This is a genomic window from Actinacidiphila sp. bgisy144 (genome assembly GCF_057708105.1).
The window spans coordinates 514,206-531,198 of the sequence record NZ_JBYIRM010000001.1; the positions used below are offsets into that span (position 1 = coordinate 514,206).

Annotated in this window: 12 protein-coding genes and 1 pseudogene; 5 read left to right on the plus strand and 8 right to left on the minus strand. The window is 73.8% G+C overall.

Features of this window, described 5'->3' with window-relative positions:
• Positions 1–52 precede the first annotated feature (52 nt).
• On the minus strand, positions 53–1,309 hold the full coding sequence (locus AC3EVP_RS02525) for a LolA family protein (protein WP_435125375.1): 1,257 nt from the start codon (positions 1,307–1,309) through the stop codon (positions 53–55).
• Between the two features lie 203 nt (positions 1,310–1,512).
• Positions 1,513–2,532 carry a polyprenyl synthetase family protein gene (locus tag AC3EVP_RS02530; RefSeq protein ID WP_335978394.1) on the minus strand — a complete coding sequence of 340 codons (1,020 nt, stop codon included), beginning with the start codon at positions 2,530–2,532 and terminating at the stop codon, positions 1,513–1,515.
• A 426-nt stretch (positions 2,533–2,958) separates the two neighbouring features.
• Here AC3EVP_RS02530 and egtA point away from each other — a divergent pair, with 426 nt between their 5' ends.
• From egtA to AC3EVP_RS02555, 5 genes and pseudogenes are all read left to right on the plus strand, one after another.
• A complete protein-coding gene (gene egtA, locus AC3EVP_RS02535) occupies positions 2,959–4,344 on the plus strand; it encodes an ergothioneine biosynthesis glutamate--cysteine ligase EgtA (RefSeq protein WP_435125379.1) in 1,386 nt (461 codons plus the stop codon).
• Positions 4,345–4,590: 246 nt separating this feature from the next.
• Complete coding sequence (gene egtB, locus AC3EVP_RS02540; protein WP_435125382.1) at positions 4,591–5,907, plus strand: ergothioneine biosynthesis protein EgtB; 1,317 nt, start codon at positions 4,591–4,593, stop codon at positions 5,905–5,907.
• Positions 5,907–6,677, plus strand: a pseudogene (locus AC3EVP_RS02545) (class II glutamine amidotransferase); the annotation flags it as partial. The gene egtB and the pseudogene AC3EVP_RS02545, both read left to right, overlap by 1 nt.
• A gap of 111 nt (positions 6,678–6,788) precedes the next feature.
• Entirely contained in the window at positions 6,789–7,775 is a 987-nt protein-coding gene (egtD, locus tag AC3EVP_RS02550; RefSeq protein WP_435125602.1) for an L-histidine N(alpha)-methyltransferase, read from the plus strand.
• Positions 7,776–7,988: 213 nt separating this feature from the next.
• Positions 7,989–8,798 carry a class I SAM-dependent methyltransferase gene (locus AC3EVP_RS02555; RefSeq protein ID WP_435125385.1) on the plus strand — a complete coding sequence of 270 codons (810 nt, stop codon included), beginning with the start codon at positions 7,989–7,991 and terminating at the stop codon, positions 8,796–8,798.
• A 41-nt stretch (positions 8,799–8,839) separates the two neighbouring features.
• Here the strand turns inward: AC3EVP_RS02555 and AC3EVP_RS02560 are convergent, their stop codons facing one another.
• The 6 genes from AC3EVP_RS02560 to nuoL form a co-directional block, all read right to left on the minus strand.
• On the minus strand, positions 8,840–9,415 hold the full coding sequence (locus tag AC3EVP_RS02560) for a hypothetical protein (protein WP_435125388.1): 576 nt from the start codon (positions 9,413–9,415) through the stop codon (positions 8,840–8,842).
• Complete coding sequence (locus AC3EVP_RS02565) at positions 9,402–11,240, minus strand: alpha/beta fold hydrolase (protein ID WP_435125391.1); 1,839 nt, start codon at positions 11,238–11,240, stop codon at positions 9,402–9,404. Before AC3EVP_RS02565 ends, AC3EVP_RS02560 begins: the two co-directional genes overlap by 14 nt.
• Before the next feature lie 129 nt (positions 11,241–11,369).
• Positions 11,370–11,549, minus strand: a complete 180-nt coding sequence (locus tag AC3EVP_RS02570) for a hypothetical protein (protein WP_435125394.1) — start codon at positions 11,547–11,549, stop codon at positions 11,370–11,372.
• A 276-nt stretch (positions 11,550–11,825) separates the two neighbouring features.
• Positions 11,826–13,487: an NADH-quinone oxidoreductase subunit NuoN gene (gene nuoN / locus AC3EVP_RS02575; RefSeq protein ID WP_435125397.1), complete on the minus strand. Its 1,662-nt coding sequence runs from the start codon at positions 13,485–13,487 to the stop codon at positions 11,826–11,828.
• Entirely contained in the window at positions 13,484–15,079 is a 1,596-nt protein-coding gene (locus AC3EVP_RS02580; RefSeq protein ID WP_435125400.1) for an NADH-quinone oxidoreductase subunit M, read from the minus strand. The genes nuoN and AC3EVP_RS02580 overlap by 4 nt, the downstream gene beginning before the upstream one ends.
• 6 nt (positions 15,080–15,085) lie before the next feature.
• The gene (gene nuoL, locus AC3EVP_RS02585) at positions 15,086–16,990 is read right to left on the minus strand and encodes an NADH-quinone oxidoreductase subunit L (protein WP_435125403.1); all 1,905 of its coding nucleotides are present in this window, start codon (positions 16,988–16,990) and stop codon (positions 15,086–15,088) included.
• Between the last annotated feature and the right edge of the window lie 3 nt (positions 16,991–16,993).

A 16,993-nucleotide genomic window follows, 5' to 3' on the forward strand; every position in this document is an offset into this window, starting at 1 on the left:
GTCGGGTCCTTGCGGCCACGCGGCCGCGCGGGCGCTTCCCGCGACGGGCCGGCTACTTCGCGCCGTCGGCGGCCGCCTGGGTCAGCGCGGACTGCGTGACCGCGCCGGCGTAGAGCGTGCCCTTGTCGGTGAGGAGCACGTTCACCAGGCGGGTGTGGAAGACGGTGCCGGTGCCGAAGGAGCCGGTGACCTTGGTGCCGTAACTGTCGAGCAGGGACTGCGCGTCGGCGCCGCCCTGGCCGCCGGAGCCCTTGGTGGCTGCCGTGCCCGCGCCGCCGGTGTCGATGACCGCGATGGAGTCCCAGCCGGTGCCCAGGACGGTGGGCGCGGCCAGGGCGGACAGGGCGCCGGAGCCGGAGCCGCCGGACGCGTCGGACGCCTTGCCCTCGGTCACCTCGGCGCCCTTGGGCGCGCTGAACGCGAAGGTGCTCGCGGCCGGGCGGCCGAAGCCGACCTTGGTGAAGCCGATGTCGAAGACGGCCTTGCCGCCGCCCTTCGGGAGCAGGGTGAACTTCAGCGGCACCCCGGTGCCGGAGTCGACCGCGATGCGCACGGAGCCGACCGTGGTGCGGTCGGCGTGCTCGGGGGTCACCACCAGCTCGTAGGCGCTGCGGCCGGCCACCCGGGCGGTGCCGTCGACCGTGATCGAGGCAGTGCCCCGCGCCGCGGCGAGCACCTGCTCGGCGGCGGCCTGCGGGGTGGTGGGCACGCCCGCGGCCCCGTCCGTGCCGTCCGCACCGCCCGCCCGGTCCGCACCGTCCGCCGCGGGCAGCGTCGCGTGGTACGCCTGGTTCGACGCGCTGTCGTACGCCCACAGTTGGGTGCCGTTGTGGATGACGCTGTACTCGGCGGTCGGCTCGATGACCGAGACCTTCTGCCGGTCCGGGCCGTCCACCGACACGTGCAACTGGTGGGTGCCGGCCAGCAGCTGGACGAGCTGCGTCTGCGGCGCCGCGGACGAGCCGCTGCCGCTGCCGCCGTTGCCGCCGCCCTGGCCCGCGCCCGACAGCAGGCCGTCGGCCGCGCCCCCCGAGAGCGCGTCGGGCAGGCCCAGGTCGGTGCTCACCTTCACGGTGCCGTCCAGGGTGCGGGTGTGCGAGGCCGCGATCTTCGTCAGCAGCTGCTGCGCGGTGATCTTCGGCAGCGACGGGGTGCCCGCGTCGGCGAGCGCCGGGACCAGCGTGATGGTCGCGGCCGCCACTCCCGCCACCGCCACGGGTACGGCGTAGCGCGCGATCTTCCGGCCGCGGCCCCGCGGTTGCTCCGGCTCCTCCGGCTCGGGCCGTCCGATCCGTTCGGTCAGTGCCATTGCGTCTGCCTCCGTCGTCAGCGGCGGTCTGCTCGCAGCGGACCCTCTACCAGGCCCCATTCTCCTCCCGCCGCGCCCCGACCGAGTCCCCCCACGGGCTGCCCTTCCCGTCCCCCTGGGGTATGACACCCCCTTAGGTCACTCCGGGGTCCCTGGGGTCCCTGCGGTCGCTGCCGGAAGAGCCGCGCAGATCCGGGGAGCGGTCAGCCGGCGCGGTGGACGACGGCGTCGCAGAGCGCGGCGAGGGACGCCTTCGCGGGGAGTTCGGGCAGCGGGGCGAGCGCCGCGCGGGCCTCGTCGGCGTAGCGGACGGTGTCGCGGCGGGCCTGTTCGAGCGCGGGGTGCGCGCGCAGCAGGTGCAGCGCCTCGGCGTGCAGCGCGTCGTCCGTCAGGTCGCCGTCGAGGAGTTCGTTCAGCCGGCGGTCCTGCGGGGTCTGCGGGCCGCTCCCCTGCGCCCGCCACCGGCGCAGGTGCAGCACCGGCAGCGTCGGGATGCCCTCGCGCAGGTCCGTGCCGGGCGTCTTGCCCGACTCGTGGCTGTCGCTGGCGATGTCCAGGACGTCGTCGGCGAGTTGGAACGCGACGCCGATCCGCTCGCCGTACTGCGTCAGGACGTGGACCACCGACTCGTCGGCGCCGGACATCATCGCCCCGAACCGCCCGGAGACGGCCATCAGCGAGCTGGTCTTGCCCGCGATGACGTCCAGGTAGTGGTCGAGCGGGTCGCGCCCGTCACGCGGGCCGACGGTCTCCATGATCTGCCCGGTGACCAGGCGTTCGAACGCCTCGGCCTGCACCCGCACCGCCTCGGGCCCGAGGTCCGCGAGGATGTGGGAGGCGCGGGAGAAAAGGAAGTCGCCGGTGAGCACGGCCACCGAGTTGTCCCAGCGGGAGTTGGCGCTCGGCACCCCGCGGCGCACGTCCGCCTCGTCCATGACGTCGTCGTGGTAGAGGGTGGCGAGGTGGGTCAGCTCCACGACGACGGCCGCGGGCACCACCCCGGGCGCGTGCGGGTCGCCGAACTGCGCCCCGAGCATCACCAGCAGTGGCCGGAAGCGCTTGCCGCCGGCCCGCAGCAGGTGCCGCGCGGTGTCGGTGATGAAGGGGACGTCGCTCTTGGTCGCCTCCAGCAGCCCTTCCTCCACGGCTGCGAGACCGGCCTGGACGTCGGCATCGAGGTTCTCGTCCCACACGCTCAGCCCGAAGGGCCCGACGACGGTCACGAGGGGTACTCCTGTCGCTGGTCTGGCATCTGGCGGGTCTGTCCCGGGGCGGCTGGCGGCTTGCTGCGGCTACTGCGGGGAACCGCCGCACGAGACCGTCCGGGGACGGGGACCTGCGACTGCTCCTACCGGCAGGGTAGCCGGTCAGGTGTTGATCACCGCCGGGGCATGGCCCTGCGACGAGCTACGGACGATCACCGCCCGTATAATCCTGATCACCCGGGTTTATTCATATACGACCCACTCGAAAGAGTGAAGTGCGCGAACAGGGGAATACTCGGCCGATATCGAATGCTTGAACGGGCGGCCGTTCCGGAGGAGAGGCAGGATCGCCACGCACCATGCCGAACTACACTCTCGGCAGCACCATGTGACATGTCCTCGCTTCGGATGAACACCCGACAGAAGAACTGAGGAGGTGGATCGATGGGCCCCTACCGTGCCGACCTGGGTGAAGACCTCACCGAGGAGGAGGCGGAAGCCCACATACGCGGCGTGTGCTTCAAGACCGGACCGCCCGAACGGACCGGCGTGGAGCTGGAGTGGCTGGTCCAGGACCGCTCCGATCCGCGCGAACTGATATCCGTCGAACGGCTCGACGCGGCGCTCGCGCCGGTCGAGGCCCCAGGGGCACTGCCCCGGGGCAGCAGGCTCACCCGCGAACCGGGTGGCCAGGTGGAGCTGAGCTCCCCGCCCGCACCCTCGCTCAGCGGGTGCGTCACGGCGATGGCCGAAGACCTCGCCGCCCTCCGGGAAGCCGTCGAACGCGCCGGGCTGGTGCTCGTCGGCTCCGGACTCGATCCCCACCGCGAACCGCCCCGCGTCCTGGACCATCCCCGCTACCGGGCGATGGAGCGCTTCTTCGACCGCGAGGGCCCCTGGGGCCGCACGATGATGCGCCGCACCGCGTCCTTGCAGGTCAACCTGGACAGCGGCGACGACAGCGCGGGCATCACCGGATACCGCAGCCGGTGGGCGCTGGCCCACCGGATCGGCCCGGTGATGGTCGCCGCCTTCGCGAACTCGCCCTTCCGGGACGGCCGCCCGACCGGCTGGGTCTCCACCCGGCAGGCGAACTGGGCGCTGATGGACCCCGGTCGGACCCGGCAGCCGCGGCACGACGGGCGGGACGAGGACCCGCGTGCGGCATGGGCCCGGTACGCCCTGGACGCCCGGGTGCTGTGCATCCGGCAGGAGGGCGCGCCGGCGGGCGCCCCCGCGGCGCAGGCGGCCGTCGCCGCCGCGGGCCCAGGTGCGGGCCCGGCCGGCGGCCCTGCGGCGGGCTCCCCCGCCGGCACGGATCACGCTCGCCGCGACGACTGGTCCGCTCCCCATGGGCTCACCTTCCGCCAGTGGGTGCGGGGCGCGCCGGGCGTGCGGCGGCCCACCGCCGACGACCTCGACTACCACCTCAGCACTCTCTTCCCCCCGGTCCGCCCGCGCGGCTGGCTGGAGCTCCGGATGACCGACGCGCAGGACGGCGACCAGTGGATCGTGCCGACGGTGCTCGCGGCAACCCTCCTGGACGATCCGGTCGCCGCGGAGTGCGCCTACGCCGCCACCGAACCGTTCGCCACGGACGGTGACCTGCTCCCCTCCGATCTCGTCTGGCGCCGCGCCGCCCGGACCGGCCTGGCCGATCCGGAACTGGCCCGAGCGGCCCGCGCCTGTTTCGCCGCCGCCGAGAGCGCGCTGTCGCGCGCCGGCGCTTCCCCGGCCCTGCGGCAGGCCCTCTCCGACTTCGCCGAGCGCTACCCCGAACGCGGCCGATGTCCGGCCCACGACCAGTTGGACGCGTTGAGCCGCGCCTGACCCACCGGAAGGCTAGTCGTGACAGACCCCCGTACTCCGTACCACGGCGCTGCCGAGAACCAGGCCCCGCCGACCCCTTCAGCCGCTCCGGCACCTTCGGCCCCCCGCGTCGCACCCGCGGCTTCGGCCGGCGGCGCCCCGACGGCCCCGCCCGGCCACCCCGGTGGGCCCGGCCACCCCGGTGACCCGGCTGACCCCGCCGACCGGGCCCGGGCCGCGCTGCGGGCCGCCCGGCACCGCACCGGCGTGCTCACCGACTCCGTCACGGACGACGACCTGGTCGCCCAGCACTCCCGGCTGATGTCCCCGCTGGTGTGGGACCTCGCGCACATCGGCAACCAGGAGGAGCTGTGGCTGGTCCGCGAGGCCGGCCGGCGCGGCGGGCTGCGCCCCGACCTCGACCACCTCTACGACGCGTTCCGGCACCCCCGCGCCGACCGCCCCGCGCTGCCGCTGCTCGGCCCGGCGCAGGCGCGCGCGTACGTCGCCGAGGTGCGCCAGGAGTCCCTGGACGTGCTGGCCGGGGCGGACACCGACCCCGGCCACCCCGAACGGCTGCTGGCGGGCGGCTTCGTCTTCGGGATGCTCGCCCAGCACGAGGCGCAGCACGGCGAGACGATGCTCGCCACCCACCAGCTGCGCTCGGGCCCGGCCGTCCTGGACGCCCCCGCGCCGCCGCCCGCGCCCGCCGACGCGGCCGCGCTGCCGCGTGAGGTCCTCGTCCCCGGCGGCCCGTTCACCATGGGCACCAGCACCGAGCCGTGGGCGCTGGACAACGAACTGCCCGCGCACGAGGTGCCGGTGGCGCCTTTCTGGCTGGACACGGTGCCGGTCACCAATGGTCGGTACGCCGACTTCATCGACGCCGGCGGCTACCGCGACCCGCGCTGGTGGACGCCCGCGGGCTGGCGGCACGTGCAGGACGCCGGGCTCATCGCGCCGCTGTTCTGGTCCCGCGACGGGGACCGCTGGATTCGGCGCAGGTTCGGCCATGTGGAGGCGGTGCCCGCCGACGAGCCGGTGGTGCACGTCTGCTGGTACGAGGCCGACGCCTACGCCCGCTGGGCCGGCCGGCGGCTGCCGACCGAGGCGGAGTGGGAGAAGGCGGCGCGGCACGACCCGGCGTCCGGCCGCTCGCGCCGCTACCCGTGGGGCGACGCCGACCCGGGGCCGGAGCACGCCAACCTCGGGCAGCGGCACCTGCGGCCGGCGCCCGCGGGCAGCTACCCCGCGGGCGCGGCGCCCAGCGGGGCCCGCCAGCTGATCGGCGACGTGTGGGAGTGGACGTCCTCGGACTTCGCCCCCTACCCGGGCTTCGCCGCCTTCCCGTACAAGGAGTACTCCGAGTTGTTCTTCGGGCCGGAGTACAAGGTGCTGCGCGGCGGCGCGTTCGGGGTGGACCCGGTGGCCTGCCGCGGCACCTTCCGGAACTGGGACTACCCGATCCGCCGGCAGATCTTCGCCGGGTTCCGCACCGCGCGGGACCTGACGGAGGCGGAGGCGGGCACCGGGGCGGCGCGGGCAGCGGGAACGTCGGGGGCGGCGGGCGGTGGGAGCGCCTGATGTGCCGCCATCTCGCGTACGTGGGACCGCCGTTGCCGCTGGCGCACCTGCTCGTGGCGCCGCCGCGGGGCCTGTACGAGCAGTCCTGGCAGCCGCGGCGGCAGCGGCACGGCACGGTGAACGCCGACGGTTTCGGGGTGGGCTGGTATCCGCTGGCGGAGACATCGGCCGACGCAGCCGACGCGCCCCAGGCGCCGGCGGCGGCGGACGGTGCGGGCGTCGGCGGTGGCGTTGGCGTTGGCGTTGGCGTCAGTGCGGAACTGCCCGGCGACGCGGGCGTGCCGGTGCCCGCCCGCTACCGCCGCGCGCTGCCGATATGGGCCGAGCCCAACTTCACCGAGCTGGCCCGGGTGATCCGCAGCGGTGCCGTGCTGGCCGCGGTGCGCTCGGCCACCGAGGGCACCGCGCCCGACGAGGCGGCGGCCGCGCCCTTCCGGGACGGGCGCTGGCTGTTCAGCCACAACGGCGCCGTACCGGACTGGACCCGGCTGCCCACCGGGCTCGCCGCGGCCGAACTGCTCGCCCTGGAGGCGCGGTCGGACTCCGCGCTGCTGTGGGCGATGCTCGCCGGCCGGCTGCGCCGGGGCGAGCCGCCGGGCGGCGCGCTGGCCGCCGTGGTCCGCGAGGTCGCCGCCGCCCGGCCGACCGCGCGGCTCAACTTCCTGCTCACCGACGGCCGTACCATCGCCGCCAGCGCGTGGGGCGACACGCTCTGGTACCGGGTCCGCCCGGGCGCGGTGGTCGTCGCGTCAGAACCCGACGACGCGGTCGGGGCCGCGCTCGGCGAGTGGCGCGAGGTCCCCGACCGTTCCCTGCTCCTGGCCACCACGGAAGGCGTCCGCGTCATCGCGCTGCGCCCCGAACGCAAGGACACCACCCTCATGAGCGACGAGAACCAGAGCCGCTTCACCCTCGACGACCGGCTGCCCGCCGGGTACTTCACCGACACCCTGCACGCCGACGTGGCCGGCGGTCTGACCGCCGCGCCGCGCACCCTGCCGCCCAAGTGGTTCTACGACAAGCGCGGCAGCGACCTGTTCGAGCAGATCACGAAACTGCCCGAGTACTACCCGACCCGGGCCGAGCAGGAGATCCTGGTCCGCCGGGCCCCGGAGATCGCCGCGGCCACCCGCGCGGCCACCCTGATCGAGCTGGGCTCGGGCTCCTCGCGCAAGACCCGGCTGCTGCTGGACGCCCTCACCGCGGGCGGCACGCTGCGCCGCTACGCGCCCCTGGACGTCAGCGCGTCCGCGCTCGAGGCGGCCGGGCGGGCGATCTGCGCCGACTACCCCGGGCTCGAAGTCGCCGCCACCGTCGCCGACTTCGAGGGCGGCATCCCGCTGTCCGACGAGCCGGGGCCGCGGCTGCTCGCCTTCCTCGGCAGCACCATCGGCAACTTCGACGGCCCGCAGCGCGCCGCCTTCTACCGCACCCTGACCCGCTCGCTGAGCAGCGACGACATGCTGCTGCTCGGCGCGGACCTGGTGAAGGACCCGCAGGTGCTGATCCGTGCCTACGACGACGCGGCCGGTGTCACCGCCGAGTTCGACAAGAACGTGCTGCACGTCCTGAACCGCGAACTCGGCGCGGACTTCGACCCGGACGCCTTCGAGCACGTCGCCGTCTGGAACGCCGAGGACGAGCGGATGGAGATGCACCTGCGCGCACGGGTCGCCCAGACCGTCAAGATCCCCGACCTCGACCTGTCGGTGGACCTCGCGGCCGGGGAGGACCTGCGCACCGAGCTGTCCTGCAAGTTCCGCCGCGAGTCGCTGACCGCCGAGCTGCACGCGGGCGGCTTCACCGTCCGCCACTGGTGGACCGACGACGCCGCCCGGTTCGCGCTCCTGCTGGCCGTGCCGAACTGATCCCGGCCGCCCGCCCACAGCCGCCCCGGGGCTCGCGTCCACCGACGCGAACACCGGGGCGACGTGCGTGAGTTGGACGTATCGGGCAAGCGGATCGGGGGCCCGGCCGACATGGCGGAAGGTGTCGTTTCTCTCCTCTAGAGTGATCGACTACAGCCGTTGGGCGAACAGTTCGGGTACGGCACGGATTCGGGTACGGCACGGAGGTGTGCGGTGGGCGACTTCGACGCGTTCGAGCGCGAGGCGTGGGCCGGACGGGCGGAGGCGTACGCGCGGAGCTTCGGGCTGCTGTGCGCGCACACCGTGCCCATGCTGCTCGACGCCGCCGGGGTGGGCGCGGGCGTGCGGGTACTGGACGTCGGCACCGGGCCGGGCACCGCGGCGGCGCTGGCGGTGCGCCGGGGCGCGGAGGTCTTCGCGGTGGACGCGGAGCCGAGCATGGTCGAGCGCGCGGCGCGGGCGGTGCCCGAGGCGCGGGTCCAGCACGCGCTGCTGCCCGAACTCCCCTTCGCCGACGGCGAGTTCGACGCGGTCGTGGCGAACTTCGTGGTCAACCACGTGGGTCGGCCCGCGGCCGCGCTCGCCGAGCTGCGCCGGGTGGCCGGGCCCGGCGGCCGGGTCGCGGTCACGATCTGGTCCGCGCCGCCCGCGCCGGGGCAGGCGCTGGTGGGCCGGGCCCTGGAAGCGGCCGGTGCCACCCGGCCCCCGTCCATCCCCCTGATCGCCGAAGAGGACAACTTCCCCCGTACCGAGGAGGGCCTGGCCGGGCTGCTGACGGGAGCCGGGCTGACCGGGGCGCGTTGCACCACACTGAGCTGGGACCACGTGGTCGACCCCGAGGTGTGGTGGTCGGGACCGGCCGCCGGGATCGCCACGTCCGGCCAGATCCTGCACTCCCTCCCCCCGGGGGCTGTGGCGGAAGTACGGCGCCACTACGACGAGTTGGCGGCTCAGTTCCGCACCGCCGACGGTGCGCTGTCCCTGCCGCACTCCGCGCTTCTGGCCTGGGCGACCACGTCCTGACGCCCGTACGGGGGCAGGGCGTACGACTCAGGCGGCCCGGCTCAGGCGTACGGTGCGGCTGGGGTGAACGGGATGTACGGCGAGACGAACAGGTAGTCCGGGTCGTGCGCCGGGTCGTGGCCGGTGTGGCGGGCGACCACGAACTGGAAGCCGCGGGGCGGCGGTCCGGGCCGTTCGGCGACCGTGCGGGCCACGGAGTTGCGCAGCATGCGGTAGGCGGGGGCCTGGGTGAGGTCGCCGTCGAACTGCCGCATGACGGCGACGAGTTCGTGGCACAGGTCGTAGAGCGCCTTCTCCCGGCGGCGGTTCGGGAACCACACGGTGTGCAGCGGGCGGCGCGGGGTGATCGCGGAGCCCTCCTGCCAGGGGGTGGCGCGGCCGTCGGCCTCCTCGGTCCGGAACAGGACGTGGAAGTCGTGGCGGGCCGGTTCTGGCGCGAAGAAGCGCCAGTTGGGGATGAGGGCGCCGGTGCCGTCCAGGGCCGCGAGCCGGTTGAACTCCGGGCGCGGGTGCTGGCTCAGGACGGTGGCCGCGAACCAGGTGGCGAGCGCCGCGAGCGCCAGCGCGCCGACCGCGTCGGCGCCGCCCGGTGCGGGCCGGCCGCTAAGCGGGGACATCGGCGGCCCTCCCCCGCTCGGCGGTGGTGCCCGCGGTGAAGCCCGCGACCAGTTCGGCGACGGCCCGGGCGGAGCCGCGGGCGGCGAGCACATGCTCGCGGGGGGCGTCCACGGTGTGCACCTGCGCGTGCGGGGCGCGCCGCAGGTACTGCTCCTGGCGGGCCCGCCGGTCCTCCGGCGGCGGGCCGCCGGGCTCGCACAGCACCAGGCAGGTGGGGACGGCCGCGGCCGGGACGCCGGCGGTGCCGCGCAGCGCCCGCCACTCGTCGCGGGCCGCGCGCCACCCGGCGGCGTCGCGGTAGTGCGCGCGGGCCAGGCCCCGTACGTCCGGTGGGAGCAGGCGCAGCCAGTCCGGGTCGCGCAGCAGCTGGCCCAGGCCCAGCCGCAGGGAGACGGTCATCTGGTCGAGCAGCGCGGTGACTTCGCGGTGGTGCTCCGGTTCCGCGTCCTGCACGCCCGGGTGGTAGGGGTCCACCAGGGCCAGGCCCGCGAGGCGGTCCTCCAGGCGGGTCGCGGCGGCCGCGGCGACCGCTCCGCCGACGCCGTGGCCGACGAGGACCGCGGGCCGCCCGTCCGCGACGTGGTCCACCAGCTCCGCGAGGTCCGCCGCGGCGCCCGCCGGCCCGCCGCCCGGCCGGGGTCTCTCCCGCGCCCCGCTCCCGGCCTGCCCGGCCCGGTGGTAGGTCACCACCTCGTACCGCTCGGCCAGTTCCCGCACCAGCCACTCCGCGCGCTCGGGCGACTCGGCCAGCGCCCCGCTGAGCACCACGACCGGTGCCGCGGCGGTGCTCTTGCGGCGGTGCGTGCCGAGCGCGGTGGCGCGGCGGTGGACGAGGAGGGTGCCGGCGGTGGTGACGAACCGCTGCTCGTCGCCGCGGCCGCGCAGCACCGTACGGCGGTCGCGGGCGCGTACGACGGCGCCGGCGGTCAGCGCGGCGGTCAGGGCGGCGCCCGCGGCGAGCGGGAAGGTGTCGTCGCGGCGCTGCACCAGCCCGCCGGGCAGGGGGCGTTCGCGCGGCCCGGTGACGTAGAGCACCGCCGGGTGCAGGGCGCAGAAGCCGGTGAGGAAGCGGCCCAGGCCCATCACGCCGGCGTTGGCGAGGTGGAAGCCCGCGGCGGCGGCGACCAGGGGGACGGCGGGGCGGCCGCGGGCCAGGTGGACCGCGGGGAAGGCCGATTCGAGGGCCACCACGCAGGTGCAGACCGCTTTGGCGGCGCGCGGGTGGTCGTGGGCCAGCCGCCAGGCGTACTCCTGGCCGTAGGAGACGGTGCGCAGCACCCCGGGCAGGGCGCGGCCGCTGCGCCAGGTCCGGCTGGACGCCTTGACCCAGCCGGACGCGGTGTAGGACAGCACCGACTGGAGGCCGGCGAACCACAGGCAGGCGTCGACCGTGGCGGGCCGGCGCTCCTCGGCCGCCCGGGCGATGGCGGCGGCGGTCTGGGCGACGAACGCGGCCTGGTCGGCGCCGTCGGTGCCGTAGTGGTTGCGCGGGTAGAGGGCGAGGGAGGCGGCACAGAGCACCGCGTCGGCGGCGAGGCGGCCGCGGCGGGGCAGCGGCAGGAGCAGGGCGCCGGCCGCGGCGACGCGGGCGGCGTGCAGGGTGCGGGTCACGGCGGGCCGGCCCACGGCGTCGAGCGCGGCGCGGGCCGGGCGCGGCCAGCGCGCGAACTGCCCGCGGGCGACCTGCCAGTCGTTGAGGCCGCCGGGGCGGCGGTCGCCGGGGGTGGCCAGGTACTCCAGGCTCGCCACCAGGTGGTTGACCGCGCCGAGGCGTTCCATCGCGGTCAGGGCCGTCCCGCGGTCCACCGTGGGCGGTGCCACCACGGCACGCAGTATGCGCTGGAGTCTCGACACGGGTCTTCCCCTTCCTGGCGGGTTCGTCGGCAGGCGCTCGTGGGGCGCCCTCCCTCCCGCCGCCGGGCCGGGGTGGGAGGGAGGGCGAGCAGGCGGGCCTTACGCGTCGGGCAGGGTGCCGCCGCTGACGCTGATCGACACGCTGACGGAGCAGGTCACCAGTACGACGGACAGGATGGGCTGCACCTCGGTGCTCGCCAGCCGCTGCACGTCGGTGGTCCGCAGCGGCACGGCCGCCAGCTCGGTGCTGTCGTTCGCCTTCGCGGCAAGAGGGGACACGGGGGTTCTCCTTCGGTCGAGGCCGCCCGCTGAGGGCCGGCCGCCGTCACGTTCGGGCCCCACCCGAGGCGGGCCCGCTTCGCCCGGCCGAGGAGCGGCAGTGCGGTCGCGCCGTGGCCGGCGACGGCGTTCAGCATTCCCCACCCCCCGCCCACCGGTCAACTGATGTGAATAACAAACCCCCATCCGTTCATCTGAGTTGACATCCCGTACGGGGAAACGGCGAAGGGGGCCCGGGATGCCGGGCCCCCTTCGCACCAAGGGTGGGGTGGTGGGTCAGCGGACGAAGACGCCGGCCTTGTCGGCGAGGTCCAGGAAGTACTGGGGGGCCAGGCCCAGGACGACCGTGACGGCGACGCCGAGGGCGATCGCGGTCGAGGTGAGCGGGGAGGGCACGGCGACGGAGGGGCCGTCGGCCTTGGGCTCGCTGAAGAACATCAGCACGATCACCCGGATGTAGAAGAACGCCGCGATCGCCGAGGAGATCACACCCACGATGACCAGCGGCATCGCCCCGCCCTGCGCCGCGGCCTTGAAGACCGCGAACTTCCCCGCGAACCCGGAGGTCAGCGGGATGCCGGCGAACGCCAGCAGGAACACCGCGAAGACCGCGGCGACCAGCGGCGAGCGGCGGCCCAGGCCCGCCCAGCGCGACAGGTGGGTGGCCTCGCCGCCCGCGTCGCGCACCAGGGTGACCACCGCGAACGCGCCGAGGGTCACGAAGGAGTACGCGGCCAGGTAGAACAGCACCGACGACACGCCCGCCTTGTCGGTGGCGATCACACCGGCCAGGATGAACCCGGCGTGCGCGACGGACGAGTAGGCCAGCAGCCGCTTCACATCGGTCTGGGTGACCGCGATCACCGCGCCGATGACCATCGTGGCGATCGCCACGCCCCACATCACCGGCCGCCAGTCCCAGCGCATCCCCGGCAGCACCACGTACAGCAGCCGCAGCAGCGCGCCGAACGCGGCGACCTTGGTGGCCGCGGCCATGAACCCGGTGACCGGGGTCGGCGCGCCCTGGTAGACGTCCGGCGTCCACATGTGGAACGGCACCGCGCCGACCTTGAACAGCAGCCCGACCGCGACCATCGCCAGCCCGATCAGCAGCAGCGCGTCGTTCCCGGTGGTGTCGGCGAGCGCCGGGGTGATCTTCGCGGTGCCGTCGACCACCGAGGAGATCCCGGAGTACGACACGGTGCCCGCGTAGCCGTACAGCAGCGCGATGCCGAAGAGCAGGAACGCCGACGAGAAGGCGCCGAGCAGGAAGTACTTGACCGCGGCCTCCTGCGACATCAGCCGGTTGCGGCGGGCGAGCGCGCACAGGATGTACAGCGGCAGGGAGAAGACCTCCAACGCCACGAAGAGCGTCAGCAGGTCGTTCGCCGCCGGGAAGACCAGCATCCCGCCGACGGCGAAGAGCAGCAGCGGGAAGACCTCGGTGGTGGTGAACCCGGCGCGGACCGCGGCCTTCTCCTGGTCGCCGCCGGGCACCGCGGAGCCCTGTGCGGCGAAGGAGTCGACGTGCCGGCCGTGGGCCTTCGGGTCGAGTCGTCGCTCGGCGAAGGTGAACACCGCGACCAGCGACACCAGCAGGATGGTGCCCTGGAGGAAGAGCGCCGGGCCGTCCACGGCCACCGCGCCCATCGCCGCGATGTGCGCCTTCGTGGTGCCGTAGCCCTTCTCGGCGAGTGCCACCACGGCGGCGAACGCGGCGGCCAGGCCGACCACGGCCAGCACCACCTGGGTGGTGTAGCGGGACCGGCGGGGCACGAACGCCTCGGCGAGCACCCCCACCATCGCCACGCCGAAGACGATCAGCACCGGGGACAGCTGCGCGTACTCGATGTGCGGGGTGGGGAAGCGGTCCGTGGTGGACGCGGCGCTCGTCCACAGGGTGTGGACGGCGGGTCCCGTATGCAGTGCGGCGCTCACTTCTTCGCCTCCAGCGCGGGCTTGGGGTCGGTCTTGTGCACGTCGGAGAGCGTGTGCTGGACCGACGGGTTGACGATGTCCGCCACCGGCTTGGGGTACACGCCGAGGAAGAGCAGCAGCGCGATCAGCGGTGCGACCACCAGCAGTTCACGTGCCTTCAGGTCGGCCATGCCCTCGATGCCGGCCTTCACCGGGCCGGTCATGGTGCGCTGGTAGAGCACCAGCACGTACAGCGCGGCGAGCACGATGCCCAGCGTGGCGACGATGCCGAGCACCGGGTGCCGGCTGAAGGTGCCGACCAGCACCAGGAACTCGCTGACGAACGGCGCGAGCCCAGGCAGCGACAGCGTGGCCAGGCCGCCGACCATGAAGGTGCCGGCGAGCACCGGCGCGACCTTCTGCACCCCGCCGAAGTCGTCGATCAACCGCGACCCGCGCCGGGTGATCAGGAACCCGGCGACCAGCATCAACGCGGCGGTGGAGATGCCGTGGTTGACCATGTAGAGCGTGGCGCCGGACTGGCCCTGGCTGGTCATCGCGAAGATGCCCAGGATGATGAAGCCGAAGTGCGACACCGACGCGTAGGCGATCAGCCGCTTGATGTCGCGCTGGCCGACCGCGAGCAGCGCGCCGTAGATGATGCTGATCACCGCGAGCACCAGGATCACCGGGGTCGCCCACTTCGAGGCGTCCGGGAAGAGCTGGAGGCAGAAGCGCAGCATCGCGAACGTGCCGACCTTGTCCACCACCGCGGTGATCAGCACCGCAACCGGCGCGGTGGACTCGCCCATCGCGTTCGGCAGCCAGGTGTGCAGCGGCCACAGCGGCGCCTTCACCGCGAAGGCGAAGAAGAAGCCGAGGAAGAGCCAGCGCTCGGTGGTGGTGGACAGGTCCAGGTGCCCGGCGGCGCGGGCGGTGAGGATCTCCTGCAACGAGAAGGTGCCGGTGCCCAGTTGGTCCGCGGTCGCGGCGTACAGCCCGATCACCGCGGCCAGCATGATCAGCCCGCCGACCAGGTTGTACAGCAGGAACTTCACCGCCGCGTACGAACGCTGGCGGGCCGCCTCCTCCTCGCCGGAGGCGTGCGCCCGGTCGCCGAAGCCGCCGATGAGGAAGTACATCGGGATCAGCATCGCTTCGAAGAAGATGTAGAAGAGGAAGACGTCGGTGGCCTCGAAGGAGAGCACCACCATCGCCTCGACCAGCAGGATCAGCGCGAAGAAGCCCTGGGTGGGCCGCCAGCGCCGGTTGGGGTCGGGCCCCTCCAGCGGGTCGGCGTCGTGCCAGCCGGCGAGCATCACGAACGGGATCAGCACCGCGGTCAGCGCGACCATGACGACCGCGATGCCGTCCACGCCCAGGTCGTAGTGGAGCCCGAAGCTCTTGACCCAGGTGTGCGACTCGGTGAGCTGGTAGCGGTCGCCGTGCGGGTCGAACCGCACCAGCGCGACGATCGCCAGCACCAGCGTGCCCAGCGAGAACGCCAGCGCCGTGTACTTGGCGGCGAGGCGGCGCGCGGCGGGCACCGCGGCGGTGACGACGGCGCCGACCGCGGGCAGCGCCGCGGTGGTGGTCAGCAGAGGAAACGACATGAGCTATCAGACCGCCCTCATGAGAAGGGTCGCGGCGACCACCACCGCGGTACCGCCGAGCATGGAGACGGCGTACGACCTGACGTAGCCGTTCTGGAGCCGGCGCAGCCGCCCGGACAGCCCGCCGACGGAGGCGGCTGTACCGTTGACGGCGCCGTCGACCAGGGTGTGGTCGAGGTAGACCAGCGAGCGGGTCAGGTGCTCGCCGCCCCGGACCAGCACCACGTGGTTGAAGTCGTCCTGGAGCAGGTCGCGGCGGGCCGCCCGGGTGGCCAGGCTGCCGTGCGGCGCGACCGCGGGCACGGTCCTGCGCCCGTACATCAGCCAGGCGATGCCGACGCCGACCACCAGGCAGACCATGGTGGCGGCGGTGACGGTGCCGGTGCTCAGCGGCGAGTCGCCCTCGCTGTGCCCGGTGACCGGCTCCAGCCACTTCAGGAACGAGGAGTTGATGCTGAACGCCGCGCCGGCGAACACCGACCCGAACGCGAGGATGATCATGGGAACCGTCATGGAGGCCGGCGACTCGTGCGGGTGGGGCTCCCGCCCTTCGGCGTCCGGCACCCACCGCTTCTCGCCGAAGAACGTCATCAGCATCACGCGCGTCATGTAGAAGGCGGTGACCGCGGCGCCCAGCAGGGCCGCGCTGCCGAGAATCCAGCCCTCGGTGCCGCCCTTGGCGTACGCCGCCTCGATGATCTTGTCCTTGGAGAAGAAGCCGGACAGCCCCGGGAAGCCGATGATCGCCAGGTAGCCCAGGCCGAAGGTGACGAAGGTGATCGGCATGTACCTGCGCAGACCGCCGTAGCGGCGCATGTCCACCTCGTCGTTCATGCCGTGCATCACCGAGCCGGCGCCGAGGAACAGCCCCGCCTTGAAGAAGCCGTGCGTGACCAGGTGCATGATCGCGAAGACGTAGCCGATCGGGCCGAGCCCGGCCGCCATGATCATGTAGCCGATCTGCGACATCGTGGAGCCGGCCAGCGCCTTCTTGATGTCGTCCTTGGCGCAACCGACGATCGCACCGAAGAGCAGCGTGACCGCGCCGACGGTGACCACCGCGGTCTGCGCGTCCGGCGCCGCGTTGAAGATCGTCCCGGAGCGGACGATCAGGTAGACGCCTGCGGTCACCATGGTCGCGGCGTGGATCAGGGCCGAGACCGGGGTCGGGCCCTCCATCGCGTCGCCGAGCCAGGACTGGAGCGGCACCTGCGCGGACTTGCCGCACGCGGCGAGCAGCAGCATGAAGCCGATGCCGGTGACCGTGGCGTGCTGGGTGGCCGACGCCCCGGCCGCAGCCGGCAGCACATCGGCGAAGGCGAACGAGCCGAACGTGGTGAACATCAGCATGATGCCGATGGACAGCCCCATGTCGCCGACCCGGTTGACCAGGAACGCCTTCTTCGCCGCGGTCGCCGCGCTGGGCTTGTGCTGCCAGAAGCCGATCAGCAGGTAGGACGCCAGGCCGACGCCCTCCCAGCCGGCGTACAGCAGGAGGTAGTTGTCGGCGAGCACCAGCAGCAGCATCGCCGCGAGGAAGAGGTTGAGGTAGCCGAAGAAGCGGCGGCGGCGCTCGTCGTGCTCCATGTAGCCGATCGAGTAGATGTGGATCAGGGTGCCCACACCGGTGATCAGCAGCACGAACGTCATCGACAACTGGTCGAGCTGGAAGCCGACCTGGGCCTGGAAGCCCTCCACCGGCACCCAGGTGAACAGGTGGGAGTGCAGGGCGCGGTGGTCGGCGCTCTTGCCGAGCATGTTGACGAAGAGCACCACGCCGAGCACGAAGGACAGCAGCGCGAACACGGTGCCCAGCAGGTGGCCGCCGCGGTCGAGCCGGCGGCCGCCGGTGAGCAGGATGCCCGCGCCCAGCAGCGGCGCCGCGACGAGCAGTCCGATCAGGGTTTCCACGTC

Bases quoted from the DNA above. Each gene is read 5' to 3' on its own strand.
- egtA (WP_435125379.1), top strand. From the start codon at position 2,959: ATGGGCCCCTACCGTGCCGACCTGGGTGAAGACCTCACCGAGGAGGAG.
- AC3EVP_RS02580 (WP_435125400.1), bottom strand. From the start codon at position 15,079: ATGTCGTTTCCTCTGCTGACCACCACCGCGGCGCTGCCCGCGGTCGGC.
- AC3EVP_RS02560 (WP_435125388.1), bottom strand. From the start codon at position 9,415: ATGTCCCCGCTTAGCGGCCGGCCCGCACCGGGCGGCGCCGACGCGGTC.
- AC3EVP_RS02525 (WP_435125375.1), bottom strand. From the start codon at position 1,309: ATGGCACTGACCGAACGGATCGGACGGCCCGAGCCGGAGGAGCCGGAG.
- egtD (WP_435125602.1), top strand. From the start codon at position 6,789: ATGAGCGACGAGAACCAGAGCCGCTTCACCCTCGACGACCGGCTGCCC.